Origin of the sequence: Streptococcus ratti FA-1 = DSM 20564, from assembly GCF_000286075.1 — a bacterium.
Lineage (GTDB): Bacteria > Bacillota > Bacilli > Lactobacillales > Streptococcaceae > Streptococcus > Streptococcus ratti.
In genome coordinates this window covers 335,603-361,488 of sequence record NZ_AJTZ01000005.1, presented here as the reverse complement: position 1 = coordinate 361,488, position 25,886 = coordinate 335,603, and the positions used below count along the sequence as shown (strand labels likewise).

28 protein-coding genes and 1 pseudogene are annotated in these 25,886 nt (G+C 40.3%); 3 read left to right on the top strand and 26 right to left on the bottom strand.

Annotation, left to right across the window (positions count from 1 at the left end):
- Positions 1 to 3 precede the first annotated feature (3 nt).
- The 3 genes from SRA_RS03795 to SRA_RS09945 form a co-directional block, all read right to left on the bottom strand.
- Positions 4 to 186 carry a hypothetical protein gene (locus SRA_RS03795; protein ID WP_003087831.1) on the bottom strand — a complete coding sequence of 61 codons (183 nt, stop codon included), beginning with the start codon at positions 184 to 186 and terminating at the stop codon, positions 4 to 6.
- A gap of 225 nt (positions 187 to 411) precedes the next feature.
- Positions 412 to 1,722: a GTPase ObgE gene (gene obgE / locus SRA_RS03790; RefSeq protein ID WP_037610253.1), complete on the bottom strand. Its 1,311-nt coding sequence runs from the start codon at positions 1,720 to 1,722 to the stop codon at positions 412 to 414.
- Positions 1,723 to 1,776: 54 nt separating this feature from the next.
- Complete coding sequence (locus SRA_RS09945) at positions 1,777 to 1,905, bottom strand: DUF4044 domain-containing protein (protein ID WP_003087827.1); 129 nt, start codon at positions 1,903 to 1,905, stop codon at positions 1,777 to 1,779.
- A gap of 249 nt (positions 1,906 to 2,154) precedes the next feature.
- Here SRA_RS09945 and SRA_RS03785 point away from each other — a divergent pair, with 249 nt between their 5' ends.
- Positions 2,155 to 2,517, top strand: coding sequence for a thioesterase family protein (locus SRA_RS03785; protein WP_003087826.1), 363 nt, complete (start codon positions 2,155 to 2,157; stop codon positions 2,515 to 2,517).
- Positions 2,518 to 2,612: 95 nt separating this feature from the next.
- Here SRA_RS03785 and SRA_RS03780 read toward each other — a convergent pair.
- From SRA_RS03780 to SRA_RS03685, 20 genes and pseudogenes are all read right to left on the bottom strand, one after another.
- Positions 2,613 to 2,836, bottom strand: a pseudogene (locus SRA_RS03780) (DUF4649 family protein).
- A 27-nt stretch (positions 2,837 to 2,863) separates the two neighbouring features.
- Complete coding sequence (locus tag SRA_RS03775; RefSeq protein WP_003087822.1) at positions 2,864 to 3,709, bottom strand: SDR family oxidoreductase; 846 nt, start codon at positions 3,707 to 3,709, stop codon at positions 2,864 to 2,866.
- Positions 3,710 to 3,791: 82 nt separating this feature from the next.
- Positions 3,792 to 4,202, bottom strand: a complete 411-nt coding sequence (locus tag SRA_RS03770) for an acyl-CoA thioesterase (RefSeq protein WP_003087821.1) — start codon at positions 4,200 to 4,202, stop codon at positions 3,792 to 3,794.
- A 29-nt stretch (positions 4,203 to 4,231) separates the two neighbouring features.
- On the bottom strand, positions 4,232 to 4,606 hold the full coding sequence (locus SRA_RS03765; RefSeq protein WP_003087819.1) for a hypothetical protein: 375 nt from the start codon (positions 4,604 to 4,606) through the stop codon (positions 4,232 to 4,234).
- 21 nt (positions 4,607 to 4,627) lie between these two features.
- Complete coding sequence (locus tag SRA_RS03760; protein ID WP_003090633.1) at positions 4,628 to 5,101, bottom strand: hypothetical protein; 474 nt, start codon at positions 5,099 to 5,101, stop codon at positions 4,628 to 4,630.
- A gap of 49 nt (positions 5,102 to 5,150) precedes the next feature.
- Positions 5,151 to 5,540 (bottom strand): PaaI family thioesterase, encoded by a 390-nt coding sequence (locus SRA_RS03755; RefSeq protein ID WP_037610251.1) that lies wholly within the window; start codon positions 5,538 to 5,540, stop codon positions 5,151 to 5,153.
- 773 nt (positions 5,541 to 6,313) lie between these two features.
- Positions 6,314 to 7,573 carry a D-alanyl-lipoteichoic acid biosynthesis protein DltD gene (gene dltD / locus SRA_RS03750; RefSeq protein ID WP_003087814.1) on the bottom strand — a complete coding sequence of 420 codons (1,260 nt, stop codon included), beginning with the start codon at positions 7,571 to 7,573 and terminating at the stop codon, positions 6,314 to 6,316.
- Positions 7,566 to 7,805 carry a D-alanine--poly(phosphoribitol) ligase subunit DltC gene (gene dltC, locus SRA_RS03745; RefSeq protein ID WP_003087812.1) on the bottom strand — a complete coding sequence of 80 codons (240 nt, stop codon included), beginning with the start codon at positions 7,803 to 7,805 and terminating at the stop codon, positions 7,566 to 7,568. Before dltC ends, dltD begins: the two co-directional genes overlap by 8 nt.
- A 436-nt stretch (positions 7,806 to 8,241) precedes the next feature.
- Positions 8,242 to 9,507: a D-alanyl-lipoteichoic acid biosynthesis protein DltB gene (gene dltB, locus SRA_RS03740; protein ID WP_003087810.1), complete on the bottom strand. Its 1,266-nt coding sequence runs from the start codon at positions 9,505 to 9,507 to the stop codon at positions 8,242 to 8,244.
- Complete coding sequence (gene dltA / locus SRA_RS03735; RefSeq protein WP_003087808.1) at positions 9,504 to 11,042, bottom strand: D-alanine--poly(phosphoribitol) ligase subunit DltA; 1,539 nt, start codon at positions 11,040 to 11,042, stop codon at positions 9,504 to 9,506. Before dltA ends, dltB begins: the two co-directional genes overlap by 4 nt.
- Before the next feature lie 13 nt (positions 11,043 to 11,055).
- The gene (locus SRA_RS03730; protein WP_003087806.1) at positions 11,056 to 11,178 is read right to left on the bottom strand and encodes a teichoic acid D-Ala incorporation-associated protein DltX; all 123 of its coding nucleotides are present in this window, start codon (positions 11,176 to 11,178) and stop codon (positions 11,056 to 11,058) included.
- Positions 11,179 to 11,189: 11 nt separating this feature from the next.
- Positions 11,190 to 12,353 (bottom strand): sensor histidine kinase, encoded by a 1,164-nt coding sequence (locus SRA_RS03725; RefSeq protein ID WP_003087805.1) that lies wholly within the window; start codon positions 12,351 to 12,353, stop codon positions 11,190 to 11,192.
- On the bottom strand, positions 12,347 to 13,027 hold the full coding sequence (locus SRA_RS03720) for a response regulator transcription factor (protein ID WP_003087804.1): 681 nt from the start codon (positions 13,025 to 13,027) through the stop codon (positions 12,347 to 12,349). The genes SRA_RS03725 and SRA_RS03720 overlap by 7 nt, the downstream gene beginning before the upstream one ends.
- A 134-nt stretch (positions 13,028 to 13,161) precedes the next feature.
- Positions 13,162 to 13,719: a GNAT family N-acetyltransferase gene (locus SRA_RS03715; RefSeq protein ID WP_225310747.1), complete on the bottom strand. Its 558-nt coding sequence runs from the start codon at positions 13,717 to 13,719 to the stop codon at positions 13,162 to 13,164.
- Positions 13,720 to 14,366: 647 nt separating this feature from the next.
- Positions 14,367 to 15,299: a CPBP family intramembrane glutamic endopeptidase gene (locus SRA_RS03710; protein ID WP_003087801.1), complete on the bottom strand. Its 933-nt coding sequence runs from the start codon at positions 15,297 to 15,299 to the stop codon at positions 14,367 to 14,369.
- A gap of 84 nt (positions 15,300 to 15,383) precedes the next feature.
- Entirely contained in the window at positions 15,384 to 16,739 is a 1,356-nt protein-coding gene (rlmD, locus tag SRA_RS03705) for a 23S rRNA (uracil(1939)-C(5))-methyltransferase RlmD (RefSeq protein WP_003087800.1), read from the bottom strand.
- A 57-nt stretch (positions 16,740 to 16,796) separates the two neighbouring features.
- A complete protein-coding gene (locus tag SRA_RS03700) occupies positions 16,797 to 18,185 on the bottom strand; it encodes an LCP family protein (RefSeq protein ID WP_003087799.1) in 1,389 nt (462 codons plus the stop codon).
- A gap of 46 nt (positions 18,186 to 18,231) precedes the next feature.
- Positions 18,232 to 19,056: a prephenate dehydratase gene (pheA, locus tag SRA_RS03695; protein ID WP_003087798.1), complete on the bottom strand. Its 825-nt coding sequence runs from the start codon at positions 19,054 to 19,056 to the stop codon at positions 18,232 to 18,234.
- Positions 19,057 to 19,208: 152 nt separating this feature from the next.
- The gene (aroA, locus tag SRA_RS03690; RefSeq protein WP_003087796.1) at positions 19,209 to 20,492 is read right to left on the bottom strand and encodes a 3-phosphoshikimate 1-carboxyvinyltransferase; all 1,284 of its coding nucleotides are present in this window, start codon (positions 20,490 to 20,492) and stop codon (positions 19,209 to 19,211) included.
- A 101-nt stretch (positions 20,493 to 20,593) separates the two neighbouring features.
- Complete coding sequence (locus SRA_RS03685) at positions 20,594 to 21,094, bottom strand: shikimate kinase (protein ID WP_003087794.1); 501 nt, start codon at positions 21,092 to 21,094, stop codon at positions 20,594 to 20,596.
- A 629-nt stretch (positions 21,095 to 21,723) separates the two neighbouring features.
- On the opposite strand from SRA_RS03685, the gene SRA_RS03680 reads away from it, so the two are divergent.
- Positions 21,724 to 22,401 (top strand): hypothetical protein, encoded by a 678-nt coding sequence (locus SRA_RS03680; RefSeq protein ID WP_003087789.1) that lies wholly within the window; start codon positions 21,724 to 21,726, stop codon positions 22,399 to 22,401.
- A 115-nt stretch (positions 22,402 to 22,516) separates the two neighbouring features.
- On the opposite strand, the gene SRA_RS03675 is transcribed toward SRA_RS03680, so the two are convergent.
- From SRA_RS03675 to SRA_RS03665, 3 genes are all read right to left on the bottom strand, one after another.
- A complete protein-coding gene (locus SRA_RS03675; RefSeq protein WP_003087787.1) occupies positions 22,517 to 23,362 on the bottom strand; it encodes a VanW family protein in 846 nt (281 codons plus the stop codon).
- Positions 23,363 to 23,896: a YqeG family HAD IIIA-type phosphatase gene (locus SRA_RS03670; RefSeq protein ID WP_003087785.1), complete on the bottom strand. Its 534-nt coding sequence runs from the start codon at positions 23,894 to 23,896 to the stop codon at positions 23,363 to 23,365.
- A gap of 128 nt (positions 23,897 to 24,024) precedes the next feature.
- Entirely contained in the window at positions 24,025 to 24,405 is a 381-nt protein-coding gene (locus tag SRA_RS03665; RefSeq protein WP_003087784.1) for an SdpI family protein, read from the bottom strand.
- 245 nt (positions 24,406 to 24,650) lie between these two features.
- Between SRA_RS03665 and SRA_RS03660 the strand changes: the two genes are divergently transcribed.
- Positions 24,651 to 25,853, top strand: coding sequence for an IS110 family RNA-guided transposase (locus tag SRA_RS03660; RefSeq protein ID WP_003087782.1), 1,203 nt, complete (start codon positions 24,651 to 24,653; stop codon positions 25,851 to 25,853).
- Positions 25,854 to 25,886 lie beyond the last annotated feature (33 nt).

The window sequence follows — 25,886 nt, the reverse complement described above, 5'->3', positions numbered from 1 at the left end:
GCATTATGATTCTTGTTCCTTGACTTCGCCTGCTTTTTCTTTAGCTAATTTTTCACGCTCTAAGCGCAAACGTCGATTTGGATTAAGAGTATTGAAAAGTTCTTCTAGCTTTTCAGCATTCCAAACATCGGCTGCTGATACAAAATTACCATCTTTATCTCGAAAAGATATCGGTTTATCACCCATAAGAACCTCCAGTAAAATGTAATATAAGCTCAATTGTGAATCATCACAATTCCTATTTAAGCAAACCAGCACAGCAATCAAACACGTCATTAAAATACAAACTACGACGTAAGAAAATGAGTTCGATACTAAGCCATTTTCGAGCTAGTAAGCTGCCTAAGCAAGGCTCCATAGAGCTTGCTTTCTTGTCGTTAGATAGCTAAGCTATCAACGACAAGTGGCAGGTTAATCCACAAATTCGAATTCAAAGTTTCCGATTCGAACGATGTCTCCGTCTTTAGCTCCGCGTTCACGCAGGGCTTGGTCAACCCCCATAGCTCGCAATTGCCGTGAGAATTTCATGATAGCCTCATCGCGTTCCAAATTGGTCATGACAAAGAGTTTTTCTAACTTCTCACCCGAAAGTATCCAAGAGGCATCGTCTGCACGTGAAATATCAAAGGCCTTCTCTTCCTCAGAAAAACCATAGTAAGCTTCTTCCTGCATGTCCGATTCATCATAAAGAAGAAAGTCATCTGTCTGATCTAGAAGCTGGGCTGTCGCATCCAAAAGTGCATCCAATCCTTGGTGAGCAATACCTGAAATAGGAAAAATTGGTGGCTGATCCTCGAATTCATCATAGTTAGCAGCCAGTTTTTCCTTAAATTTTTCAAGATTTTCTGCAGCCTCAGGCATATCCATCTTATTAGCCACAATGATTTGCGGGCGTTCCAGCAAACGTAGGTTATAGGTTTCCAATTCCTTATTAATAGCCAAATAATCTTCGTAAGGATCACGACCTTCACTGGCTGACATATCAATCACGTGTAGGATAACACGAGTACGCTCAATATGGCGAAGGAATTGTGTACCAAGGCCAACACCTTGACTAGCCCCTTCGATCAAACCCGGCAAGTCAGCCACAGCAAAAGAATCACCTGATTTGGTACGCACCATGCCCAAGTTAGGGACAATGGTTGTGAAATGATAGGCGCCAATCTTAGGCTTAGCAGCTGTGATAACACTGAGAAGAGTTGATTTCCCAACTGAAGGAAAACCAACCAAACCAACATCAGCTAAGATTTTTAATTCTAAGGCTAATTCACGCTCTTCACCGGGTTCCCCATTTTCAGAAATCTCCGGAGCAGGATTACGCGGTGTTGCAAAACGGATATTACCACGGCCGCCGCGGCCGCCATGAGCTACGATAAACTCTTGACCATTTTCTACCAAGTCAGTAATCACTTTGCCAGTCTCTGCATCACGAACAGTTGTTCCTTGCGGTACGTGTACATAAAGATCCTCTGCACCGCGGCCGTGCATCCCTTTAGTCATTCCCTTTTCACCGTTCTTCGCCTTAAATTTGCGGTTGTAGCGAAAATCCATGAGAGTGCGAAGTCCCTCATCAACGACAAAGATGACATTGCCGCCGCGGCCGCCATCACCGCCCCAAGGACCGCCATTAGCGACATATTTTTCACGGCGGAAAGCAACCATACCATCACCGCCGCGGCCAGCTTTTACTGAAACCTTAGCAGTATCTAAAAACATGCTCATAACTTTTCTACCTTATTGTAATTCGCTTAAAAAAACGCCCGTAAGCGTTTCTTTTTAAATAACGGCGCTAAGTGCACTAAGAACCAGTGCTCCAACAGTAACCAAAACCATAATGATAACGACAACTAAGGTCAGTTTTTCAAACGGTGTTTTCTTACGCGGTCCATTATCTCCAAAAGCCAATTTTTTTACCTCTTTCACAGCGTTTTATCTTATTTATCTTACCATGAATTACAGGAATAAGCAAACAGCAAGCAACGGGAAACGCTTCCAAAAATTATTTGTGATTTCTTTTTAAATGTGTTAAAGTTAAAATAACAGGGGTGGGACAAAAGAAATTATCTACTGGAAATTTTTTCATAAGCTTAAAAACGAAAAAGTGCATTGTGATTTTCCTAGTCCCACTTCTCTCTACAATAAAAGGAGGCAAGTATGTCAATTTACAGTAAGTCTTATGTCACCACACCTGAACACTCAGCTATGAATTGGGGTTCGGGCAGTCTTAACGTTTTATCAACTCCCAGTATGATTGCTTTTATAGAAAATGCTGCTTTTTTGTATTGTGAAGAAGACTTAGACGTATCAGCAACAACGGTCGGTGCTCAAATTTCCGTTCAGCACTTAGCTGCTACTAAAATTGGAAAAACGGTGGAAGTCAGAATCTTAGATGTTGAGAAAGACGGTCGGCGCTCCCGCTTCAATATTGAGGTTTACGAAGGTGACAAACTCATCGGTAAGGGAGAACACACGCGCGTCATTGTTGATATTAAAAAGTTTCTTGATAAGTTAGATTAAAAAAGACCAAAAGCGGGATAATCTGTTTCGATAAACAGTTATCCTGCTTTTAGTATTTTTTCTTCTCTGGCAAGCAGGTCTTTTAGCAGCCAGATTTAATTTGCCTCAAACTGTTTCCAGTCCATCTGGCTGACTGTTCGGTATAAGTCTCCAACCACTCCTTTGTAACCAATATCTTGTCCTTTATAAGTTAAAGACACAACCTGGTAAGCATCCGGCAGGGTTACACAGCCGCTGAGTGACAGCATAAATTCTTCAAGGCTGTTAAAAAAGCTTTCTTTTTAGTTTGATAAGCATCTAAATAAGTTAATACAATCATGAATTCCTCCCTTACAAAATCATTCCTTTATCTCAGGTCATTTTTGGGATTCATTAATTCTTGCAAAGAGGTAGCCGGACGTCCGAGGACACGCTCGATATCAGAAGAAACTCCTGCTTGTTCGCCTTTTTGAATAGCTGTATAGGTGCTGACCCAGGCATCATATTCCCACTGCTCTGCCGGCCAAGCCTTGCGTGACTGATAAGCTTCTTCAAGTGTTTCATTGATATAAGGAATGTTTTGCCCCCTTTGTTTGCCGACAAATTGAACAATATCAGTCATAGATAAATCTTCCGGTCCGGTCATGTTTAATGTTTGATTTTCCCATTTATAAGGACTGGCTAAAATTGCTGCAGCCACTTCAGAAACATCCTGCCGAACTACGGCAGATACTTTCCCATTGCCGGCTGGTCCGCGAATTTCACCATTTTCTAAACATAAATCTAAAAAGAAATCCAAATAAAAATTATCCCTCAAAAAAGTATAGACAAAACCTTTTTCTTTGATATAATTTTCTGTCTTAGCATGATCACGCGCTAAAGTAAAAGTGGCCTCAGCATTGGCATTATAAAAAGAAGTATAAATAATATGCTTAACACCTGCACTTGCCGCTGCATCAATGAAATCAAAATGCTGCTGCAAGCGATCGGGGCTTTCTGAAGCAGATACCATCAATAAGGTATCAATACCCTTTAGAGCTTTAATGGCTTCTGGAGAATTTTCAAAAGCAGCCCTGACAACTTCAGCATTGTCATAGTTAGCCGCCTTTTGCGGGTTTCGGGCAAGGTGTCTGGCTGAAAGTCCGTTTTTTGAAATGAGCTTGGCAACCTTACCGCCTAATTTTCCTGTCACACCCGTAATAGCAATTGTCATAATGAGCCTCCTTATGCTTTTTACTTCATTATATCATCGATAAACTTAAAAAGGGTTGTTTTAGTTTGTCAAGATCTTATTGTCAAGACTGACTGAGTTCTGATAACTTGCTGTAAAAGTCAGGGTATTCTTTTTTAATATTGACAAAAGTACCGCTTTGAGCTAAAAAGCTGTGTTCTGATTGTGCCTGACAAACTATGTCATCTTTTTGATTGATCATCTTATATGTGAGAATGAGACGGGCAGCCTTGACCTGCTCTACTTTAACACTAATGCTAATCTCATCCGCAAAGGTTGACGTTGTCAGGTACTGACAGCTGACTGAAACAACCGGAGAGATAATGCCTTCTTCTTCCAATTTATCATAGGGCCAGCCGATTTCTGTCAAAAAATGAACACGCGCCTCCTCCATCCAGCGAATATAGTTTGAATGATGGGTAATACCCATGCGATCCGTTTCATAATATTGAACTAAATGCTTATATGCTGTCATGTCAGCTCCTTTCACGAAAAATTGTTATACTAATAGACCTTAACTTGAGACCAAGTATCATCAAGAGTAAGCGTCTGATTTTCAAAAAATGACTGAAAGAGCTGTAACGTTTCTTCTGTTGAGACATTCGTCTTTCTATAGACATAGCCCTTTTTTAAATCATTCGTTCGATATTCAATAAGGTAAGTGCCATCAAAGCAAAGCGCTTGAATAAAGGAACAATCTCCACTGATACTAGTCCAAGATAAGGTGACAAAACCTTCTGGTTCATCAGCGGCTAAAACAGCTTCTTTGACTTCTTTTAAATTAGGACTTAAAATATCAACTTTATGGCTCGTCAAAGACAGACCAGGTTCAAAATTTTGGAGAGCCTGCTTTTTCTTAAACCAACTAAACAAGGACATTATCTAACCTCCACTTTAATTTTAATCGTGCCCGTAGCTGTAAAGCCGCCAAGGGCTGCCTTTTTTTCTGACCAAAATCCAATTCCAATGACTGTAATGACTATTAGCGCTAAAACCTGCATCAGGACAGCCGTCTGTGCTGAAGCTTGATTGGTAAACAATGCACTCATCATAGGTCTTGGAAGCGTCTTTTTTATCATACTTCTCCTTATACCTGTCAGCATCCCTATGTTTTTTTGATGCTAACATTTCCTGAGATATTTTATCTGAAGTATAGTCCAATGTTTCCAGACGGCAGCCATTAAAGGTAATGAAATTTCTTCTTATCAGATTAGCAGCCGCTTTTCGATCTTTCAGGGTGTAGATTTTAGAGTGTCCGTAGCTGATTTTGGCATGCAGGACATTTCCCGGCATTCCCCACCCCATAATATAGATACCTCCAGCTAGAACAATGACAAGAAAAATGGCTGAAATCCAGATAATTATTTTTTTCATCAGATTGTTCTCCCATTGGCATGCGCTTTATTGATTGCAAAACAAAGGGTCAATCATTCGCATGCTCGCCTGTCACAAACATAGTAAAGGTAGCCTTAGCCACTTCTTGTTCTAACTGATTGGTTACCGTAACATCAACTACTTTTGTTGTCCGACCATCATGAACGCAACGTCCATCAATTAGTAACGTATCACCTAGTTTGCCAGATTTTAAATAATTGATACTGGATTGAAGTGTCACTGCATCAAAACCAGTTGAAATAGAGACCAAGCCACTGATTTGGTCACACAGGGTAAAGATATAACCGCCATGTGCAAAGCCATAATAATTCAAGGATTTATCTACTACTTCTGTCGTTACAACTACATGGCCTTTTTCAAACGAAACCATATCAAAATTTTCAAACACACGAATTTCGTGCAAATGTTTATCAGTCATCATTTTTCCTTTCTACATTCAGCTGGTAATTCTCTTTCTTATAGGCCGCCAGTCATACTGTCGCCTAAAACAGTCCATAAGTAGCAGACTACAGCTTCTCAACAAGGCTGAACCAACTTAAATTCACCTATTTAACTATAGTACTCACGTCTGAGCTGACCAATAGCAATAACTATCATCAGATAGATTTTACTGTTTATTTTTTTATCAGCAAAGCTCCCTGGTTCTTCACGGCCTGTGATTATTAACTTTGATTTTATTATAACACTTTTCCAGAAGATAGCTCGGCTATCACATTATTATCTTATCCAAGATAAAGCAAATAAATCTCAAGAAAGGCAGGACTTCTGCTGATTTTGTATATTCCTGAAGGCATCATTTTTGTCTCATCATTTTCAGTTGTTCCTAAAGACCAACTTATTATCAAATTCCAAGTTACCCTATCATCAATATGCAAAGAGCAGGTAGCCTATGTAAAAATTCCTGTAGAAATACCTGCTCTCTTTTTTAAGATAACAAATCAGCATTTACAATATTTCCGCTGCAAACCTTTTTCTTTTTTAACTTCTGCATGTCCTGCTGCAACGATAATTGGGGAGATAGAGAGAATTTAGTGAAATAACGGAATAAAGATACAAGAGACTCAGCAGACTCCTTAGAACGATATACAAAAATGCATGAAGTCGTTTTGGATTTCATGCATTTGTTAGTCCCATACTTTACAGAAATATGCTTTTTTAAATAGCTATAAAATGAAAGTTTTCTCAGCCGTTCTAAAATTTATCCGGCTGACCTGTAAAATCGGCCCAGTCTTTGCTCAAGAAACGATCGTTAATCATATAAGCCGGAGCATTTGTCTCTTCACTGAGAAAGGATCTGATCGCCATATCCAGTGCTAGCCAGCCGTTCCAGCCCATGTGGATGGTATCCTGCATGAAGTAGGGTTTACTGCCATCTTTTGAAAAATCGGCAATGTTGGTGAAGCCTTGACTCTGCAGCTGATACTTAATCTTAGCGACAGCTTTTTGATACATAGTCTGATTAAGTCCTGTGAAAGCTGCCCACTTACTGTTAACAGGCGGAATAACAAAGAGAACATTGGTATGGGTTTTCGCAAATTGGTTCAATACTAGCTGTAAATCGTTGTACTCAGGAGATTTAGTATAATCAAAATACTTTTGCGACCCTTGCAATCTTTTAAGCTGATGCTGCACACGCATGCTGTAGAAAGTATTTTCAATGCCAAATCTATTATTAGACGTTGATTTTTTCCCTTCTTCAGTAGCTAGCCGTTTCAATGCAACATAGGAAAATTCGGAAGGTAAATCAGCCGTCTGAGATAAAACTTTTTTCTTATAGCCATCAAAAAATGACAAATCGCTGAAAAAGGCATCTTCCTTGGCTAAAATTTTCTCTTTTAAAGTCAGCCAGAACCGATCGAAAGAGTTTATTTCTTTTCCTTTCACTGTTTTTTCTGCTAATGGTTTAAATTCTGAATCTGGATAGAGTTGCAGGAAACGTTTAGCAGCATATCGATCATAAGGACTGCCGGTCTGATTCTGCAAAAAATCAACAAACTGACTACTGCTAAAATAATTTTGAAAAGCGTGAGAATTGGCGCCCTCGGCTACAAACCACTGTGGTGAAATAATATAGACAGCCTGCTTATTTTCAAGCTCTCTGCTAATCTGCTGGATGCCAAAGTAATGTGTCAGAGATGCTGCACCCTTTTGTCCCAATAAATAAGGCGTGTAATTACGATGATAGGCCTGCGCTAAAACTGACGGATGCATCTTGTCCAGCCGTGACAGCTCACTTGAGCCAAAAAAAGGTACAAAGCGCTGCTTGGGGTCTGTCAGTGCGCGAACTTTTTTATATTTGCTTTTAAAACTAGTTTTAGTCAGAGCCACCGCATCCTTTTTTTCAGCCGTCAAAGAGTACTTTACAGCACTAGGGTGAAAAATAATGAGGGCTAAGGCTAACAGCAGAGCGCAAAAAACAGGACCTAAAATCTGCCAGAGGCGTTTAAGCATGGCTCAGTTCCTCTATTCCGGCAATGATTTTATTGGCAGTATTCCAGTCATCACGGCCAAATTCTGATACGGGAATCGTAATGCCAAAACGGTTTTCCAGCTCTACAATCAGCTCAACAGTTCCCATACTGTCAAGCACACCCGCATCAAACAAGTCTTCATCCATCATGTCAGAAACATCTTCCATGAAAAGATCATCAATAATTGCTAATACTTCTGATTTTACATCCATTGTCAATTACTCCTTTAATTAAGATACAAAGGGCGTTAAGAACGCAAAGTCAAAATAGGAGAAAGCCGAAGAGTCCTCAAGACTCTAGGATTTCTATCTTTTTGACACAGCGTTTAGCCCGTGTTCAGTTAGTTAAGATACAAAGCCCATTAAGAAAGTGATAGCAAGTTTATCTTTTCACGATGCTTTTAGAGCGTAACCAATTGATAAATATAAGGCTGTCAGCGCAGGTTGGTTAATTTTTTTATAGCTGATCAAAGTGAAAGCTGTACTTAATATTTAAAAAATAGCTTTCTTTTTTTCAGTCAATCTTGAGGTAGTCGGTCTTTCGTCTGAAAACTACGGTTTTAAGGGCGACTTTATCATTATCATAAAATAGAAAATTTAAATAACTACCAAGATCCCCGCTGCTTAGAAAAGCTACTGTCAAGAATTCTTAGGGCTTCATTGGCAGCTTTGGAAACCAGAGTTGGTCTAAAAATCCTGAAAATATCAGGAAAGACAGCATGACTGTATTAAAGGTAATGACGATACCCAAAGTCTTGGTCCATTTATTGTCCGGAAGCGGCTTTTGTCCCTTGTTTTTTCGCTCCTTGTTGATTTTTTTCTTCTTGCGAAGCCACCAGTCATTGATAACAAGACCAAATCCGTGGAAAAGACCATAGGCAATGTAATACCAAGTCACCCCATGCCAGAAGCCCATGATAAGCATATTGATGATGTAGGCGACACTTGATGTTACATTGCGATTTTTAAAAACCTTGTTTTTGACCATGACCTTAACCAGGCGCATAAAGACAAAGTCCCGAAACCAAAACGATAGACTCATGTGCCAACGATTCCAGAATTCTTTCAAATCACGTGATTTAAAAGGCTGATTAAAGTTGACTGGACTCTTAATGCCCATAAGATTGGAAATAGCTAGCGTAAACATGCTATAACCTGCAAAATCAAAGAAGAGATTCAAACCGTAAGTATACATGACACCAAGTGCCGGTAGGTTAAAAATACCGCCTCGTTGCAGAGCTATTACCTTGATAGGATTCATGAGCACCTGACCAAAAATATAAGCCAGAATAAACTTGTAAAGAAACCCCAGCATAATATAATGGACAGCCTGCTCCAGCAGTTCCAGCAATTCCTCCCGCTCAGGGATATTCTCATAGTCTTCGTTGAAGCGTCTAAACCGGTCGATTGGACCGCTGGAGAAAGTTGGCATGAAGAGCAGAAAGCGCAAGAATTGCCAAAGGCTGAAGCCTGTCAGTATCCCGTCATGCAGCTCCATAATCATGCCCACCGCACGAAAGGTCAGGTAGGAAATTCCTAAAAAACCAAAGAGCGAGGCACGCTTTTCCACTTCAATTAACGGACTGATTTTCACAAAGGCCAGTGGTAAGACGGACAAGAAGACCCAGAGGTAGAAAATCCACTTGTTATTGTGCGTCTTACGATAGAATTTGTAACTGTAAACCAACACAATCTGCCAGATGACATAGGCCAAAAGAGAAGCCAGCTGATAAAGGTGTTTCCCTGTCAGCATGAGCACAATAAAAGCCAGGCTGACCAGCGCTTCATAAACTGGAAAACGTTTCTTGAAAAAAAGACCGACAAAAATGGGCGTAACTGCCGCAATCAAATAGATAAAGTACTGGGGATTGCTGTAGGCCTCTAAGCGAGGCAGCTGATGGAGAAAGTTGATCATCGGCTGTTTACCTCACTCATCAGACCCTTGATGTCAATCTTCCCATTTGGCGTCAGCGGCAAACTGTCGCGATAAAGAAACTTAGACGGCATCATATAGTCCATCATGATGTCTTTCAAATCTTTTTTGATAGCCTTGGTTAGATCCAATTCTCGGCTGAACTGCTTGCTGACACCTTCCTTAAGAATGACAAAGGCTAATAGGTTTTGCACCTTGTGATCTTTATTATAACGGGGCACAGCGACGGCTGACTTGACATACCGGGATTTATTAAGATTTTGCGATACTTCTTCTAACTCAATGCGATAGCCGTTAAATTTTATTTGGAAATCCACACGGCCTCCGTAAAGAAGCAGACCTTCCTCTGTCAGACTACCCACATCACCGGTATGGTAGGCGGGCAGTCCATCAAATTCAAAGAAGGCAGCCTCGGTGCGTTCCGGACTGTTGAGGTAGCCCTTGGACACAGCAGGACCAGTTACGATGATCTCACCCTGCTGCCCATGAGGGAGCTGTCTGCCTTCTTCATCAATGATAAAAGTTGGCGAGTCAAACTTAGGGTAGCCAATTGGCAGGCGCTTACAGGTTTTTAGTAGGTCATCAGTCACTGCAAGAGCTGATAGGGCAACAGTTGCTTCCGTCGGACCATAGGAATTAACAATACGGGCTTTTGGAAAACGTTCATGAAGTTTTTGGGCTGTCTTGACTGTCAGTTCTTCCCCGCAAAAATAAAAATGAGTTAAGTGCGGCAAACTCTCATCATTGAAGTCATTTGACAGCATGGTCATGTCTACAAAGGACGGCGTTGATGTCCAGACTTGGATAGGCATTTGGTTGATAGTGTCAAAGAGACGCTTGAAATCTATTGTCAATTCTTTTGGCAGGGCAAAAAGCGTGCCTCCTTTAGCCAAAGTCGGTGCCCAGTACATGACTGACAGGTCAAAGGAATAAGGCGGCTGTGCCAGCATCTGCGGTTGGTCTGGCACTGAGAAAGCTTCTGCTGAAATAATCCAATTAGTGAAACTGAGCAGATTGTCATGAGAAATTTGCACCCCTTTAGGCTTGCCAGTCGTGCCAGAGGTAAAGATAATATAGTAATTATCGTCACCTTTGACAGAATGCGTCAGCTCATAAGAAATCTTTTGTGCAAAGATATCCTTTAACTGCGTCAGCTTAATGACAGGAATAGTCTTAATATCCACCGGAAAGTCCCCAACAGAAATAATAAGACTAGGCTCTGCTATTTCCATAATAGCCTCAATGCGCTCTAAGGCCGAATGCTGGTCCACCGGAATATAAGCATGTCCTGACTTAGTCAGCGCTACAAAACTGGCCAGCATCTCATACTCTTGGCCGCCAAAGACCAATACAGCTGACTTGGCTGGCAGCTTCATAGCATCAATGTAAGCCGCCAAGGAATCAGAGTCAGCCTTCAAGTCAGTATAAGTGTGAACGTATCCCAAAATATTATAAACGGGAAAAGCTCCCTGCGATTGAGCCAGATGCTCAAGATTGTCAATCATATCGTGCAGCATGTATCTGTCCTTTCTAAAATTCATTGTAGATGAAATTACCTTGACCGTGGCCCAGATAACTGAAAAAATAAATTAAAATTAAGAAAATCAAAGTATAAACTAATGTTCTCAATACAAATTGAACAAATGGTTTCATTAATTAACTCCTTATGTGATTGGCAGCTGCACTTCCAAAATCATTTCTCCTTTATCCTGCCAAGCCTTCACCTGCCCTTGATGATGCTTAACAATCCCCTTAGCAATAGCCAATCCAAGCCCAAAGCTTGATGTGCTGTGGCGAGAACCTTCCGCCTGATAAAAGCGTTCAAACAAATTGTCCATGACTTCTTTTGAATAAGTTTGACTTGGATTCGATACTTGCAGAACAACTTTCTTTTTCACTTGTGCCAGATTAATATGAATAACACTTTTATCCAGAGAATACTGGATGGCATTGTCCAGCAAGATTGTAATTAATTGTTTTAATTGTGACTCCTCTCCTAGAATCCAAACACCATCAGTTATTTGGGCTTCAATCAGTTTGCCCTCTTCATAAGCCAGACTTTCATAGCTGAGAACCATCTCCTCACAGATTTTCGACAAATCGATCCTAATAAAGTTAGCGATCTGCTCAGTCTCATCTAATTTAGAGAGGCCAAGCAAGTTCTGCACTAAATGCTCCATTCGCTTGGTTTCTGAAAGAATGTGATCCAAGTAACGATTGGGTTCAGTCTGATTTTGCAACACTTGAGCATTGGCTCGAATAGCGGCAATGGGTGTTTTTAATTCATGGCTAGCATCAGAAACAAACTGCTTTTCTCGGTCAATAGCATCCTTAGCCGGCTGAATAATAAAGCGCGACAGATAAATACTGATGCTCGTTAACAGCAAAAAACCAAAAATTGTGAATAGCACAGTCAATAAAAATTGCTCATCAGTTAGGTTGGAATAACTATTTAAGTCAATAAATACCAGCTGCCATGTGCCATCATTTCGCTCTTTTAGACTATAAACATAATCACGCCACTTCCATCCCTTCTTACCCTTCTTCATCAGGATACGACTAACCTTCTTAACTTCCTTATTGGTCATCAAAGTATAGTTGGAAGCAATCGTTGGCTTATCGTCCTTATCAATGGAAACTATAGCAATAGCTTCATTGGAAAAGTTTTTAACATAGCCATTATTGGCAACGACCTTAACAATACGGTAGGTATCATAGTCATCCCAGTAACGGTCATAGTAATTACTAATGATAAATAAGAGAAGAACGAGGCCCGTCATCAGGGACATAGTGATAAGGACAAATTTCTTACGCAGATTTTTTAGCATGCGCTAGCCTCCTCCAAAGAATAGCCAACCCCCTTGGTGGTCTTGATGGCAATATTTGCCTTGAGGAAGCGCAGCTTTTTCCGCAAGAAGGAGATGAAGACTTCTAGTTGATTGTAGTCTGACTCATCCAAGGGTCCCCAGACTTTCATAATCAGTTGGCTTTTGGGAATAATCTGCTTGGGATTGCGTAACAAGGTTTCCATGAGTAGAAATTCTTTATTGGAGAGTTTGACTTCGTGGTCACTCACAGTCAGCTCACGGGTATCCAAATTCAAAATGACATTACCCAGCTTGAGATGATTAACCTTGGCCGCCGATGATTGGCGGGTTCTTACACGAATGCGCGCCAGCAATTCCTCCGCCTCAAAAGGCTTAGTCAAGTAGTCGTCTGCTCCTAGGTCAAGCCCTGCAACACGGTCCTCTAGCTGAGATTTGGCTGTCAGGAAAATGATAGGAACCTCCATACCTAGCTGACGTACCCGCTTCAAGACGGTCACACCATCTATTTTGGGAAGCATGATGTCCAGCAAAACTAAATCATAAAGTTCCGTTAAAATATAATCCATTCCCATTTCACCGTCAAAAGCTAAATCAACATCGTAATGACCCTCTTCTAAAATAGCTTTTATAGCTTCTGCAATGCCTTTCTCATCTTCAACAACTAGAATCCGCATACACTTCTTTCCCTTATCTTTTAAAATCTGCTGTTATTTAGTATAAACCATTAGGATTGAATTAACCTTGAAATACTAAAATATTTTTAAAAATAGACAAAACAGCAGGCAAGTTGCACTGCTGTTTTCATATATTAGAGTTTATTTTGTATTTTTTTCTGAAATCTAAACATTCCATCCGCAAACTGCTCACCTTCTGGTTCATGCCTACTATCAGGATCATTAGGATTAAGATGATGGCTGTTAAAGAATTCAACAATATGAAAACCGCAGCGATTGACATAAAAATGGATGTTTCTTGTTTCAAAATAAGGAGTTACTGTTTCCCAAACCTTCACCTCAGGAAAAAGCCGCTCCACCTCGCACCAGGCAGCATAGCCAATGCCTTTACTGTGAAAAGCAGGCGCTGTAAACAGCAAATCCAGTTCGCCGTGCTGACCATCCACTTTAACGACCAGACCGCCGACTTTCTTACCATCCCATAAAATCCTGTAGGCCTGACCGCTGTCAATTGAGTTAGCAATGGTGGCCCGTGAGATAATCTCTCCACCTTCTTCAAAATGGTCATTCCTTCTGCCAAACTCTTCCAGCGCCCCGTAAGTAAACGCTTCTTGATTGTCAAGAATAAATTGCTCCTTGTCCTCCATGCAAAGGGGAATTAATTCAACAACCGTCTTTGTCATTTCCATCATATCCTCTCTATTAAACAGGTTTTATCACCACAAAACGCCTCAGGAACTTCCTGCTGCAATCCGTCTTAATCGTGTTTACCAGCACGTAACTTTCTTCTAGTTGCCGGTTCCGCATTATTGTCATAGCGGTCTCTTTTTTGGCTTTTAAAATTATTCTACCGCATACTTACAAAAAGGTCAGCTATTTTGTGTGCTATTAACAATTTCTTCTTTACTTTTTATATTCAGCCTTACTTAACTTATTAAAATTCTAGTTTATCTTCAGACCTTCATTTATCAAAAAAGCACCCCCAACTGTTAGTTTGCGCCGTTTTATAAATATAATATAATTTCTGTAGTGGGTAAATCCACTTAGCTATTATAAAACTTTTTGAATGTATGAAAAAAAGTTCATAAGGCTGTTAAAGTTGTGACTATGGACATGTCTGCAAATTATATTCCTCTTGTCCTTAAATGCTTTTCTATTTAAAATTTTCATTGCTTTAAATATATCAAAAGAGAGAATCAGTCGATTCTCTCTTGGATTTAGCTTTTCGTCTACCCACTACAGTTGACAGTGAGATCCAATATCTCCTAAAATATTTTTTAAAATATAGGTCTAAAAACAGCGGAAGACTAAAATAAAGCTAAGTCATTCTTTTATTAGCTCATTCTTGCTCACCGTTTTTGCAGCAGTTCAACTTTTCATTTTTTAAACTAACAGCTAGAAAAGCAATTCCGCAAAGCAAAACAACACAGGCCAGCAAACTGCCTTCTGTACCAAATGAACCGCCTGAAATCCACTCAGCTGCATCTGAGTTTACTGAAAATCGAAGAATTGAAGCACCGGCTGATTGACCGCTGACAGCAACTCCGAAGATATTACCCTGAGTAAAATTCCAAGCAGCATGCAAACCAGCTACACCCCAAATATTATCCGTTTTGAGCATATAGAGAGCCATCAGGAAGCCAGATAAAATAATACTTACTATAGATAAGATGGTTACGTTATTATTTGCCAGGTGCAAAAGTCCAAATAAACTGCTGGAAACTGCAACAGCAATCGCTAGGTTGGTCCGCTTATAAACATTGGGCAAGAGCCAGCCGCGCGTTAGTAATTCTTCTGTTCCACTCTGGACAAACCAAAAAGGAATAAGAGAAAAAACATAGGCCAGTGTCGCTGGAGATAAATCTACTCTTTCAAATGTCAAACCTCCTAAAAAATAGGATAAAACAAAGGATAAGCTAAACAAAACTGTTCCAGCCAGCCAGCCCTTTCCTATCTCTATCAGCCATTTTTCTTTTATAAATCCTAAACTGCTGATTGATCGTTTTTCAAAAAATTTAACCCAGACTAAAACTAAAATTGTTACAAAAGCAAAAAGAGACAATTGAAAATAGAGTGAACTCAACCAATTTTTTGCGAAGGCGGGATCCAGCAAAGCTACAGGTGCTGACAAAACACCCAAAATAACTGCTCCAAGCAGACTGCCCAGTATTTCAAAAACAAGCAGCATAAAACAAAATAATATCACCTGCAGCCAAGAAGGCAGCTTTTCATAACGATTAATCGGAATCTGTAACATTTTTTTATTAGCCATATAATTATCCTTACTTTAAATTTTCAGCCTACAAATTCTCCGAGTTCTATCACCTGAACAGAAATAACGCTTCTCCTTGTCACTTCATTCCTTGACAAGCAAACTTACGCATTCAACATGATGCGTCTGCGGAAACAAATCCACGGGCTGGACCTTAGTAAGTTTGTAGCCCAGTTCTTCATAAAGCTTGATATCACGCGCCATGGTGGCCGGATTGCAGGAGATATAGGTGATTTTCTTGGGCTGCATGGCGGCACTGGCTTTGATAAAGCTTTGGCTCAAGCCCTTGCGCGGTGGGTCAACAAGGATAACATCAGGTTTGATGCCCTGCTTGCTCCAGTTGGCCATGGCATTCTCGGCTGAGTCTGCCACGTAGTGAGCATTTGTAATCTTGTTGAGCGCAGCATTTTTTTGAGCATCACGGACAGCCGCTTCGACAACTTCCACGCCGTAAACGGCCTTGACCTGCTTAGCAAAAGACAAGCCTATTGTCCCAATTCCTGAGTAGGCATCAATGACCACATCATCAGCGGTTAACTCTGAAAAATCAATAGCTGTCTGATAGAGTTTCTCTGCCATGACAGTATTGACTTGGTAGAAGGATTGGGCGGAAATGGCAAAGCGATTGCCCAGCATGGTATCTTCAATGGTATCTACTCCATAAAGCGTGCGGAATTCTGGACCAAAAATAGCATTGCTATTCTTATCGTTGATGTTTTGGATGATGGATTTGACCGCTGGAAATTCGGTCACAATCTTTTCAATCAGCTGCTCAATACGGAAGATTTTTGGGCGCGTCGTTACCAGAACCAGCATCATCTGACCGGTATAATAGCCGCGGCGAACAACCAAATTGCGGATGAGACCTGTCTGCTCTTTTTCATCATAAGGTTTGATGTCAAAGCGACGCAGCAAATCATGCATGAAATTGATGAGCCTGTCAATTTCTTTGTCTTGAATATAAAAATCTTCAATGGGCATGAGGTCATGGGAATTCTTGCGGAAGAAACCTGTTTCCAGCTGACCGTTGACACGGCGGACGGGGATCTGTGCCTTATTGCGATAGGCGAAAGGATGGTCCATCCCCAATGTTTCTGCTATTTCTGCATCTGTAATTCCTGCGATTTTGTAGAGATTATCTGCTACCTGTTTACCTTTAAATTTAAGCTGCTGGCTGTAAGCCAGATGGGCAAAATCAGCAATCCCTGTTCGTAAATAGGTTGTATCTACATCTTCATTTCGGTATGGTGATTTGGTGAGATATTCTTCCACTTTTCCGTAACCGATATTTTTTCTGACTTTGAGCACACGCATAAGGATTTTTTCACCCGGCAGAGTATTATCCACAAAGAAAACCAGGCGGTTAATTTTGGCAACCCCTGAACCGTCATGGCTTAAATCAACAATTTCAGCTTCTACAATATCATTCTTTTTTAACATTTTTTCTCCAATATAAAAGGCGGTCTCAACTTCTCAGCCGCCTTTTATTATATCATATTAGCGAACGCCTAATTTCGACAGTCTCTTTTTATATTTTTTGAAGTTAATAGACAGTGCCTGACCGCCGTACATATCGTAGTCATCGATCCAATCACCGTACTCAGGGACTGTTACTTGTTCAATTTCTTTACCGTTGGTCAAAACGGATAAACCATGGCTAAGCAAAAAGCCGTAAGATATATTGGTAGAGGTCAAAGCATAAATTTTACCTAAGGCTGCAGAACCTGTAAAGAGCTTAGCCGGATTTTTAATCTGGGACATAACAGCCGACATAACTTGCTGCTGACGCTTGGTTCGCCCAAAATCACCCTCGTCATCCTTACGAAAACGTGCATAGTTAAGGAGCGTCCGTCCGTCCATCTTCTGTTTGCCGACAGAAATCGTCTGATTAGGTACGACACCGTTTTTCATATTCAGGTCATCCGGTACTTCAACAGAATCCACTGCATTGCCATCAACCGTAGCAAATTTAGCATTAATTTCTACGCCATTAGGGAAAAGCGTATCAATGGCTTCTGCAAAAGTTTGAAAATCAACCATGACATAATATTTAATGTCAATATCAAAATTACGCTTGAGGGTCTGACGCATCAGCTCAGCGCCTTGGTTATTGTCCTGCTCTCCAATGTTGAAGGCTGTATTAAGCTTATTGTCATAAGAGTAATTATCAGCACTAACACCTTTAATATTAACAAGCGTATCGCGCATAAAGCTGACCATCTTGATCTTCTTATCTTTATTGCCGATATTTAAGACCATGATAGTATCTGTCCGTGCTTCTGATGAACCTTGTGTGATGCGCTGATCGCTTCCTAAAACCAAAATATTCGTTCCGTCTTTGGCATCTTGACCGTTAAATTTTTCAACAACAGCTGGTTTATAGTCCTTATTTTTTCCGGAGGAAATATCATACACTCCCTTAATAAACATAATGACCATACCAACAAATACTGCTAGCAGTATAAGACTGATAATTTTTAAAAAACGTTTAAAGGTCAGCCGTTTTTTCTTCGGCTTAACCTTAGTCAGTGCCTGAGCTGCCTTTTCCTCCTTGCGGCTCTGACGGGAGCGCTTTGATGTCTGGTCTGGATAAACAGGCAGGCCCTGTTCTGTGTATTGACCATTTGAAGAATCTTCCTTCCATGAATCATCATCTTGATAATCATCGTCATAATAATCATCATAAGACTGTCCATAATCCTGATAGTAATCTTCCTCAGGCTCATCATAATAAGAGGCTTCCTCAGCGCTGTTAGCTTCAACCTTCTTTCTAAGATAGTCAAACTCAGCCTGTTCACGCTCGCTGAGATAGGCTATGTTTCTTAAGAGGTACTCGTAACGCAGCTGTTCATGACGGCTTACTTTCCCCTTGTCGTTTCTGCTCATTTTTTAATGTCTCTAACTTATTTTTTTCTAATACTTAGCAATTCTTTTAAAGCCTGTAAACGGCATACATACCCAAAATTTTATACTGAATTCCGATACTTGTCAACTCTTCAAGGGCAAAAGAAACCAATTTTTTATTGTCATTCTCAAAATCAATAATAAAGAAATATTCCCCCAGAACCGTCTTCAAAGGGCGGCTTTCAATCTTAGTCAGATCAATCCCTCTCCAAGCAAAGGTGGACAAGGCCTTGTAAAGGGCTCCCGGAAGATTGTCAGGAAGTGTCAGAGCCAGCGATACTTTGTCATCAGTCTTTTCCAGATGAATCTCGGGCACTTGATGGCCCAGCACCCAAAAACGTGTATAATTTTCTTCAATTTCCTGAATATCTTGTGCAATAATAGACAAACCATATTCATCAGCTGCTGCTTTAGGGGCGATGGCCGCAAAGTTTTCCTGAGGATGCTCCGCTACCAGCCGAGCTGCATAAGCAGTGCTGGCAGTCATCTCAATTTTAGCATTAGGATAATGATGTTTAATATATTTTTTACCTTGAGCAATGGCTTGAGGATGAGAAAAAATCTTCTCAATATTCCTGTCTGTTCGAACAGCCATCAGTTGCTGCTTAATCGGCTGAATGATTTCAGCCACAGCTTGAATTTCTGCTTGATGAAACAGATAATCAGTGGTTTCATGAACACTGCCCTCAATCGAATTTTCGATAGGAACAATGGCAAAATCAACCTTCTGATCCTCATAAGCCTTGATAACTTCCGTAATATTAGCCAAAGGAAGCAGTTCAGCTTCCGGAAAAGCCTGTATAGCTGCATTATGCGTAAAGGATCCGTTGGGACCTAAATAAGCAATTTTCATTTGATTTATTTCCTCAATTGATTGTTAGGGGTGTTTAAGCAGTAATATTAGCAATTCTATCTAGCTTTTCACAGCCTACCCGCTGCTTCAAAAGTACTTTGAAGCAGCTGATTTTGCCATGAAAACAAAAATATGGCGGTTATTCTAAACTATCAATCCTGGATAATTCTTTCTAAATCACTAAAAAAGCTAGGATAGCTGGTATTGATTGCTTCGGCTCGCTCTAATTCAACGTCGCCATCAGCCACCAGCAAAGCTGCAATGGCAGTCATCATACCGATACGGTGATCGCCGAAAGTATTGACCTTAGCACCGTGAAGATTGGTTTTTCCTTCAATAATCATTCCATCATCCGTCGGTGTAATGTGAGCACCCATGGCATTCAGGGCATCTGCTACAACTTGAATACGATCGGTCTCCTTGACTTTCAACTCTTCAGCATCCCGGATAATTGTTTTTCCTTCAGCCTGTGTCGCTAAAAGAGCGATAACCGGCAGCTCATCAATTAAGCGCGGGATAATATCTCCGCCAATTTCTGTTCCTTTTAGCTGGGAACTCTCAACCGTGATGGTTGCTGCTTTTGCCGTCTCATCCTTATCACTTAGCTTAATCTTGCCGCCCATAGCCTTAATAACTTCGAGAATCCCTGTCCGCGTTTCATTGATTCCAACGTTTTTAAGGGTTAGCTTAGCATTAGGAACAATCAGCCCTGCAACCAGCCAGAAGGCTGCGCTTGAGATATCACCAGGAACAGTGACTTTTTGTCCCGTCAGCTCTTGCTTGCCGGCAATGCGAATTTCTTTACCCTTTACCTCTAAATGACCGCCGAACTGTTTGAGCATATCCTCAGTATGATTGCGTGTCTTTTCTTTTTCAATGATGATGCTTTCACCGTCAGCCTGAAGCGCTGCAAAAATAAGGGCTGATTTAACTTGAGCAGAAGCAACCGGAAGCTGATAGTGGATGGGTTTGAGTGCTTTTGATCCCTTCATTTTTAAAGGCGGCAAATCGCGCTCGGTTCGTCCGGAAACTGTGACCCCCATCTGCCGAAGCGGAATAGTCACCCGATCCATAGGCCGCTTGGACAGACTGTCATCTCCAAACATTTCCACTTCAAAATCCTGACCTGCCAAAACTCCTGAAATCAAGCGGATAGACGTCCCTGAATTTCCCATGTCCAAGGCATTTTGAGGCGCCCTAAGCCCCTTAAATCCACGGCCATGAATTTCAACCACATCTCCCTCATCTTTAATGTCAACGCCCAAATCGCGAAAGACCTGCATTGTTGATAGGACATCCTCACCGCGCAAAATATCATAAACAGTGGTTACCCCTTGGGCCAAACTGCCAAATATGATCGAACGGTGGCTAATCGATTTATCTCCTGGAATTCTTAGCTGTCCTTTTAACTGTTTTGCATTTGTCCGTAGTTTCATTTATTGCTCCAAAAATAATTTTCCTTTATTTTACCATAATTTCAGAAACAAAAAAACCACCGCAAGGGTGGAAACAGGCTACATAGTATGGAAGAAATACCTTACATGCACTCAATAATTCTGGCTATTTCTTTTGGAGTGCGGTGATCGGTATTGATAATCAAATCCGACAGACCTTCATAGAGTTTCATGCGGCGTTCATAAATCCCATGAAAGTCTTCTTTGGAATTGTTTAGGAAGAGCGGACGCTGGAAGATTTTATCATGTTCAATACGATCATACAACACTTCAAAGGATGCAGCCAAAAGGACATTATTCTTACGGTTGGCTCTCAGTAGTTCGCGATTGTGTTCTGAAATAACAACACCGCCGCCTGTAGAAATGATAATGTTTCCTTCTAAAGCCAATAATTCTTCCAGCACCTGAGACTCAATCTTACGAAAGCTAGCCTCTCCTTCCCGCGCAAAATATTCTGAAATAGACATGCCGATACGCTCTTCAATAATAAGATCCATGTCTAAAAACTGATCAAAGCTTTCTTGCAATTCCCCAGCAACTGTTGTTTTGCCGGCACCCATAAAGCCAAGCAACACTTTTGCCATAACAAACTCCTTTAATTCATTTTAACTAAACTGTTCCAAGTTCAAGAAGAAACATGAGATAAGACTGTTAACTGCTTCTGCCTAATCTAAGGCTGACTTCCCCCAACTTTGACCGCCAAAACTGCAGCGGCAGTCATTATAGCGAATTTTTTAGGAAAGTTACATTCATTTTATCATAATTTTGCTAAATTTTCTGATGTTTTGACAAACTTATGCCATAAAATTAAGATTAACCATAACAGTTTGCAAATAAGACGGCCCATTCCTTAAATAATAGGAAACAAACCGCCTTCAAAAGGTTAGTGCTCAATTTTATTCTTAATTTTTTCAGCTGCTAACTTACCCGAAGTCAAAGCCCAGGCATTATTAGCTCCCGATGGTGAGTCTGTCCCCATATTAAATCATTGGAAAATCGCCGCGTCTATTATGCTGCCTATCATAAAGGCAAGGAGCTGCATACCGACTTAAAGAATTTTATTGACTTTATCGCTACACAGTCAGAAATCATGAATTTATCAATTTAAGAAGACTTTTTGCTCATCAGATTGGGCCCGCTTCATTGTCAGATCAGGGATTTAATGATATAATTTTTAAAGTATTTACATTAACTTAAGAGAAGGGAAAATTAAGTGAGCCATTCTGAACTTATTGTTATGTTAACTCATAACGATTTGACTGTCGAAAATGCTTACGACATTTTTGACAAACATAAAGATTCCAAGGCTAAATTTTGGGGATTTAAAGAAAAAGCTTTGCCGCTTCCTCAGATGAAAGAACTCTTTGCTTATATGAGAGCTCAGGGCAAAACCACCTTTTTAGAAGTCGTTGAATATAGCGAAAAAGAAGGGTTAGAAGGTGCAAAAATCGCTGTTGAGTGTGGTTGTGATTTTTTGATGGGAACCATATTTTCTGACAAAATTAATAACTTCTGTAAAGAAAACCAGATGAAATACATGCCCTTTGTAGGGGAAATCACAGGTCGTCCGTCTGTTTTAGACGGAAGTATCGATAGCATGATAGAACAAGCAAAAGCTTATCTTGATAAAGGTGTTCATGGCTTTGATCTTCTTGGCTACCGTTATACAGGAGATGCTATTGCGCTCAACAAGGCCTTTGTCGAACAAGTTCCTGCACCTGTTTGTATTGCAGGAAGTATTGATAGTTATCAGCGTTTAGATCAAATCCAAGATGCAGCACCTTGGACTTTCACCATCGGCAGTGCTTTCTTTGAAAATAAGTTTGGCCACGATTTTACCCAGCAAATCAACGCTGTTTGCGATTATATTAATCAAAAGGGAGCAGAATAAAAATCATTGCTCTTAGATATAGACTTGTAATGCTTATAAAGTTCTATTCTATTCCTCACTTCCATACTGTACTAAACGATTATGTTTAAGAGATCAAAAGAGCTAGGATAAAAACCTAGCTCTTTTGATCTCTTATTAGTTCTTGCGGAATTGAGTCATAGTCAAACATTACTTCTGAATGATTGTCCCAAATCAGAGTTTTCTCTAAAACCTGATCCGTTTGCTTATCACGTTTTAAGCGATAAATTTTAGAATTACGGTAAAATTTTTGCCCCTCCTTTTTGAAATGGTGGTCTTCTTCTAAAATTTCATAAATCCAAGGAAAGTCACGCTCACTTCTTAATTCAGCAAATAAAGTTTCATTGTCACACCATAAAAGCATTTGTACTATTTGGTCAGTATTATTTTTAAAGCGATAATCAATATTGTTATAGGCTACTGAAGTACCGTTAGCTAGGGGAGTACGCTTGTCACCGTCGGGTGCTAGTGCATCAGAATGCGTGTGAAATTCTGTTATATCCATCGGACTGTGAACAATCAGCCAGTTAATTGTATTGGCTAAATTGCAAAGTCCACCGCCAAGCCCCGGCTCAACCTTATCTCCCATAATGACACGACCGTCCAAATAGCCATGACGCTTGGTAATTTTTCCAACTAACTTCCAAAAAGAAAACTCTTCCCCTGGACGAATTAAAATGTGATTCATTTTTTTAGAGGCGATATCAATATTAATTGCCTTATTTTTTTGCAAGCTAACATCAATCCCAGGTCCTTTTTTGATAAGGCCCGAAGCATGACTGGATACCAACTGGGGTAAAATATGTGTATCAAAGGTTTTAGCAAAGTTTTTCTTTGCCTTAAAGTCTTGTAAATGACGCTTGATAATTTCTTTCTGTACAGAAATAGCGTAAGTTGTCGGACTAATTTCACAAAACAGCAACTCTTTATTCCAAAAAACCATCTATTTACTCCCCTTATCAATACTTCCCAATCTATTTTTATGACGACTCATCTGGTAGCATGCTAGGATGAGTCGTTCCAATTGACGTTTCTTCCCGATTTTAGTCTCATGTTCATGTCTTAAAAATTTGACCAAGATACTAGGAATACCTGCACGATTAGCTCCAAGAATGTCTGTAAATACTTGATCTCCAATAAAAATTGTCTGATCCTTATCAATCTCTAATAACTGCAGAGCTTTTAAATAACCATCAACCTGTGGCTTATCAGCCATGGGAATATACTGAGCATCAATATTTTTAGTGAAATCCTGAATCCGCTCGTCACTGTTATTGGATAAAAATAGTGTCTTAAAACCAAGAGCATGAAGGCCACTAAAAAGGGCATCAACTTCTTTGGTTGACGGATAACCATGTTGAACAAGTGTCTGATCAATATCAAAAATCAAGGCTCGATAGCCTGATCTATAAAGCTTCTCGTAATCAATCGCATAGACACTGTCTACATAGGCATAGGGGTAAAATTGTTTTAACATCTCAACTCTCACTTTAAAATTAGATATTTTCAACCGAGAAAATATCACGTATCTTAATCTTAGCATATCACAAGAAAATAGAGCCGTCAAACTCAAAACTGCTCAAGGACACCGATTCAGAAGCTTTTTTATTTTTTGACATTCAAACTAAGATAGTAAGAATAAATCACTGGCAACACAATCAAAACACAGAGAGTAACCATTGTCAGTATTTCATGGCTTAAATGGAAAAAAACATCTAATAAAATTAATAAACCGCCAATTACCCAGAGTCTGCCAGCCATACGATGGGTCTTCACCCAGTTTTCTTCATTGTCCAAGGTCCAAGGAAGACGAATACCAATGGTATAACTTTGTCTTGTTTTAGGTAAACAAATTCCCAGCATAAGAATATTAGAAACAGATGGACAAAACCAGTAGACAAAAGTCTGCATTTTTCTGTCAGCATTAGCTGATTTGGGATCCCCACTAGTTACAAAGAGACAAAACCAGTGCAGCAACAAAAACATACTAAGATTAGTAGTGAAGAAATCTCCAACGGGAGAGAGTACTCGCTACTTTTTTCATTCTCAAGATGATAAAGTAGAGGTGTCTTGTTAAGTCGTGTTCTCTCTAGGCGCTGGACGTCGTAACAAAAACTGGCAAGACACCTGTTTTAGGAAGAATGTTATCAAAGTATGTGGGGCGCCAGACGTCGCGTATTGAAAATGACATCACTAAAACAAGGAATCATTCAAGACAAAGAGGTAATAGCATGCGAGTAGTATTTGGGATTGACGTGAGTAAGGTAAGTTCAGAAGTGGCTATTCTAGTCAACGGCGAGAAGGTTCATGGCTATACCATGCCCAATGATGCCATTGGCTTTGCTCGGCTACTTGGCGATTTGAAAACCGTCCACAAGCCAGAGATTGTCTTCGAGGCGACTGGCGTTTATTCTCGTCGTCTTCAGGCTTTTCTAGAAGATAATGGCTATGCTTACACACGACTTAATCCCTTAGAAGCTAAGAAGCAACTGGATAGCTTGCGTGTACGGAAAACCGATCAAATTGACGCTGAAAAACTGGCTCAATCTCAATTTGTGCTGAATCGTAAACCGACTTATGTCCAAGAAGAAGTCTACCAAAACTTGCGGGATCTCAGCCGTTTCTATCAGAATCTGACTGAGGACATTGTTCGGGCCAAAAATCGTCTGCACAAGGTCTTGCAGGTCGCTTTCCCAGAGTTGGAAAATATCTTGGCAACACCAACTGGGGAACAATACTGGAAATTGGTCATGACTTTTCCTTGTAAGGAGTTGGTCTTAGATAGGGATGGCAATGAACTCTTAGATAGTATTCGGCAATCCACTTCAAAACGCATTTCTGACAAGCGTGTGGTTTACTTAGCAGAGAAGCTGACAGCACTAGCCAATCAGTCTTATTGTGCCGTTAAGAAAACCTCTCCAATGTTCGAAGAGATCCGTTACTATGCACAAGAATTACTCAGACTTTCTGAACGCAGGAAAGCTGTCTTAGACCAAATGGTTACTCTAGCTAAGCCTTTACCAGAATATGAGATCCTTCTCTCTATTCCTGGTATCGCTGAAACAACTGCAACAAGCATTATTGGTGAACTGGGAGATATTCGCCGTTTTCAGTCTGCCAATCAAATCAACGCCTTTATTGGCATTGATCTTAGGCACTATGAATCTGGAAACTTTTTGGCACAGGAACACATTACCAAACGCGGCAACCCTTATGCCAGAAAGATTCTTTTCAAATGCATTCACAATATCGCTTCAGCCAGTCACACCAATCCTTGCCATATCGCAGACTTTTATGAGAAACGAAAAAGACAATCGCAAACGACTTCAACCAAGCCACACACGATTGCCTCCATACATCGTCTCATTCGGACAATGTATTACCTCATAACGCATAACAAACTTTACGATTATACTTCAACCAAAAATCAATAAAGGGGTTATGCACTATTATTGTAACACCTTATC

Excerpts from the sequence above, each read along its gene's own strand:
- SRA_RS03795 (WP_003087831.1), bottom strand. The coding sequence starts at position 186 with ATGGGTGATAAACCGATATCTTTTCGAGATAAAGATGGTAATTTTGTA.
- obgE (WP_037610253.1), bottom strand. The coding sequence starts at position 1,722 with ATGAGCATGTTTTTAGATACTGCTAAGGTTTCAGTAAAAGCTGGCCGC.
- SRA_RS03785 (WP_003087826.1), top strand. The coding sequence starts at position 2,155 with ATGTCAATTTACAGTAAGTCTTATGTCACCACACCTGAACACTCAGCT.
- SRA_RS03775 (WP_003087822.1), bottom strand. The coding sequence starts at position 3,709 with ATGACAATTGCTATTACGGGTGTGACAGGAAAATTAGGCGGTAAGGTT.
- SRA_RS03770 (WP_003087821.1), bottom strand. The coding sequence starts at position 4,202 with ATGACAGCATATAAGCATTTAGTTCAATATTATGAAACGGATCGCATG.
- SRA_RS03765 (WP_003087819.1), bottom strand. The coding sequence starts at position 4,606 with ATGTCCTTGTTTAGTTGGTTTAAGAAAAAGCAGGCTCTCCAAAATTTT.
- SRA_RS03760 (WP_003090633.1), bottom strand. The coding sequence starts at position 5,101 with ATGAAAAAAATAATTATCTGGATTTCAGCCATTTTTCTTGTCATTGTT.
- SRA_RS03755 (WP_037610251.1), bottom strand. The coding sequence starts at position 5,540 with ATGACTGATAAACATTTGCACGAAATTCGTGTGTTTGAAAATTTTGAT.
- dltD (WP_003087814.1), bottom strand. The coding sequence starts at position 7,573 with ATGCTTAAACGCCTCTGGCAGATTTTAGGTCCTGTTTTTTGCGCTCTG.
- dltC (WP_003087812.1), bottom strand. The coding sequence starts at position 7,805 with ATGGATGTAAAATCAGAAGTATTAGCAATTATTGATGATCTTTTCATG.
- dltB (WP_003087810.1), bottom strand. The coding sequence starts at position 9,507 with ATGATCAACTTTCTCCATCAGCTGCCTCGCTTAGAGGCCTACAGCAAT.
- dltA (WP_003087808.1), bottom strand. The coding sequence starts at position 11,042 with ATGCTGCACGATATGATTGACAATCTTGAGCATCTGGCTCAATCGCAG.
- SRA_RS03730 (WP_003087806.1), bottom strand. The coding sequence starts at position 11,178 with ATGAAACCATTTGTTCAATTTGTATTGAGAACATTAGTTTATACTTTG.
- SRA_RS03725 (WP_003087805.1), bottom strand. The coding sequence starts at position 12,353 with ATGCTAAAAAATCTGCGTAAGAAATTTGTCCTTATCACTATGTCCCTG.
- SRA_RS03720 (WP_003087804.1), bottom strand. The coding sequence starts at position 13,027 with ATGCGGATTCTAGTTGTTGAAGATGAGAAAGGCATTGCAGAAGCTATA.
- SRA_RS03715 (WP_225310747.1), bottom strand. The coding sequence starts at position 13,719 with ATGATGGAAATGACAAAGACGGTTGTTGAATTAATTCCCCTTTGCATG.
- SRA_RS03710 (WP_003087801.1), bottom strand. The coding sequence starts at position 15,299 with ATGGCTAATAAAAAAATGTTACAGATTCCGATTAATCGTTATGAAAAG.
- rlmD (WP_003087800.1), bottom strand. The coding sequence starts at position 16,739 with ATGTTAAAAAAGAATGATATTGTAGAAGCTGAAATTGTTGATTTAAGC.
- SRA_RS03700 (WP_003087799.1), bottom strand. The coding sequence starts at position 18,185 with ATGAGCAGAAACGACAAGGGGAAAGTAAGCCGTCATGAACAGCTGCGT.
- pheA (WP_003087798.1), bottom strand. The coding sequence starts at position 19,056 with ATGAAAATTGCTTATTTAGGTCCCAACGGATCCTTTACGCATAATGCA.
- aroA (WP_003087796.1), bottom strand. The coding sequence starts at position 20,492 with ATGAAACTACGGACAAATGCAAAACAGTTAAAAGGACAGCTAAGAATT.
- SRA_RS03685 (WP_003087794.1), bottom strand. The coding sequence starts at position 21,094 with ATGGCAAAAGTGTTGCTTGGCTTTATGGGTGCCGGCAAAACAACAGTT.
- SRA_RS03675 (WP_003087787.1), bottom strand. The coding sequence starts at position 23,362 with ATGGTTTTTTGGAATAAAGAGTTGCTGTTTTGTGAAATTAGTCCGACA.
- SRA_RS03670 (WP_003087785.1), bottom strand. The coding sequence starts at position 23,896 with ATGTTAAAACAATTTTACCCCTATGCCTATGTAGACAGTGTCTATGCG.
- SRA_RS03665 (WP_003087784.1), bottom strand. The coding sequence starts at position 24,405 with ATGTTTTTGTTGCTGCACTGGTTTTGTCTCTTTGTAACTAGTGGGGAT.
- SRA_RS03660 (WP_003087782.1), top strand. The coding sequence starts at position 24,651 with ATGCGAGTAGTATTTGGGATTGACGTGAGTAAGGTAAGTTCAGAAGTG.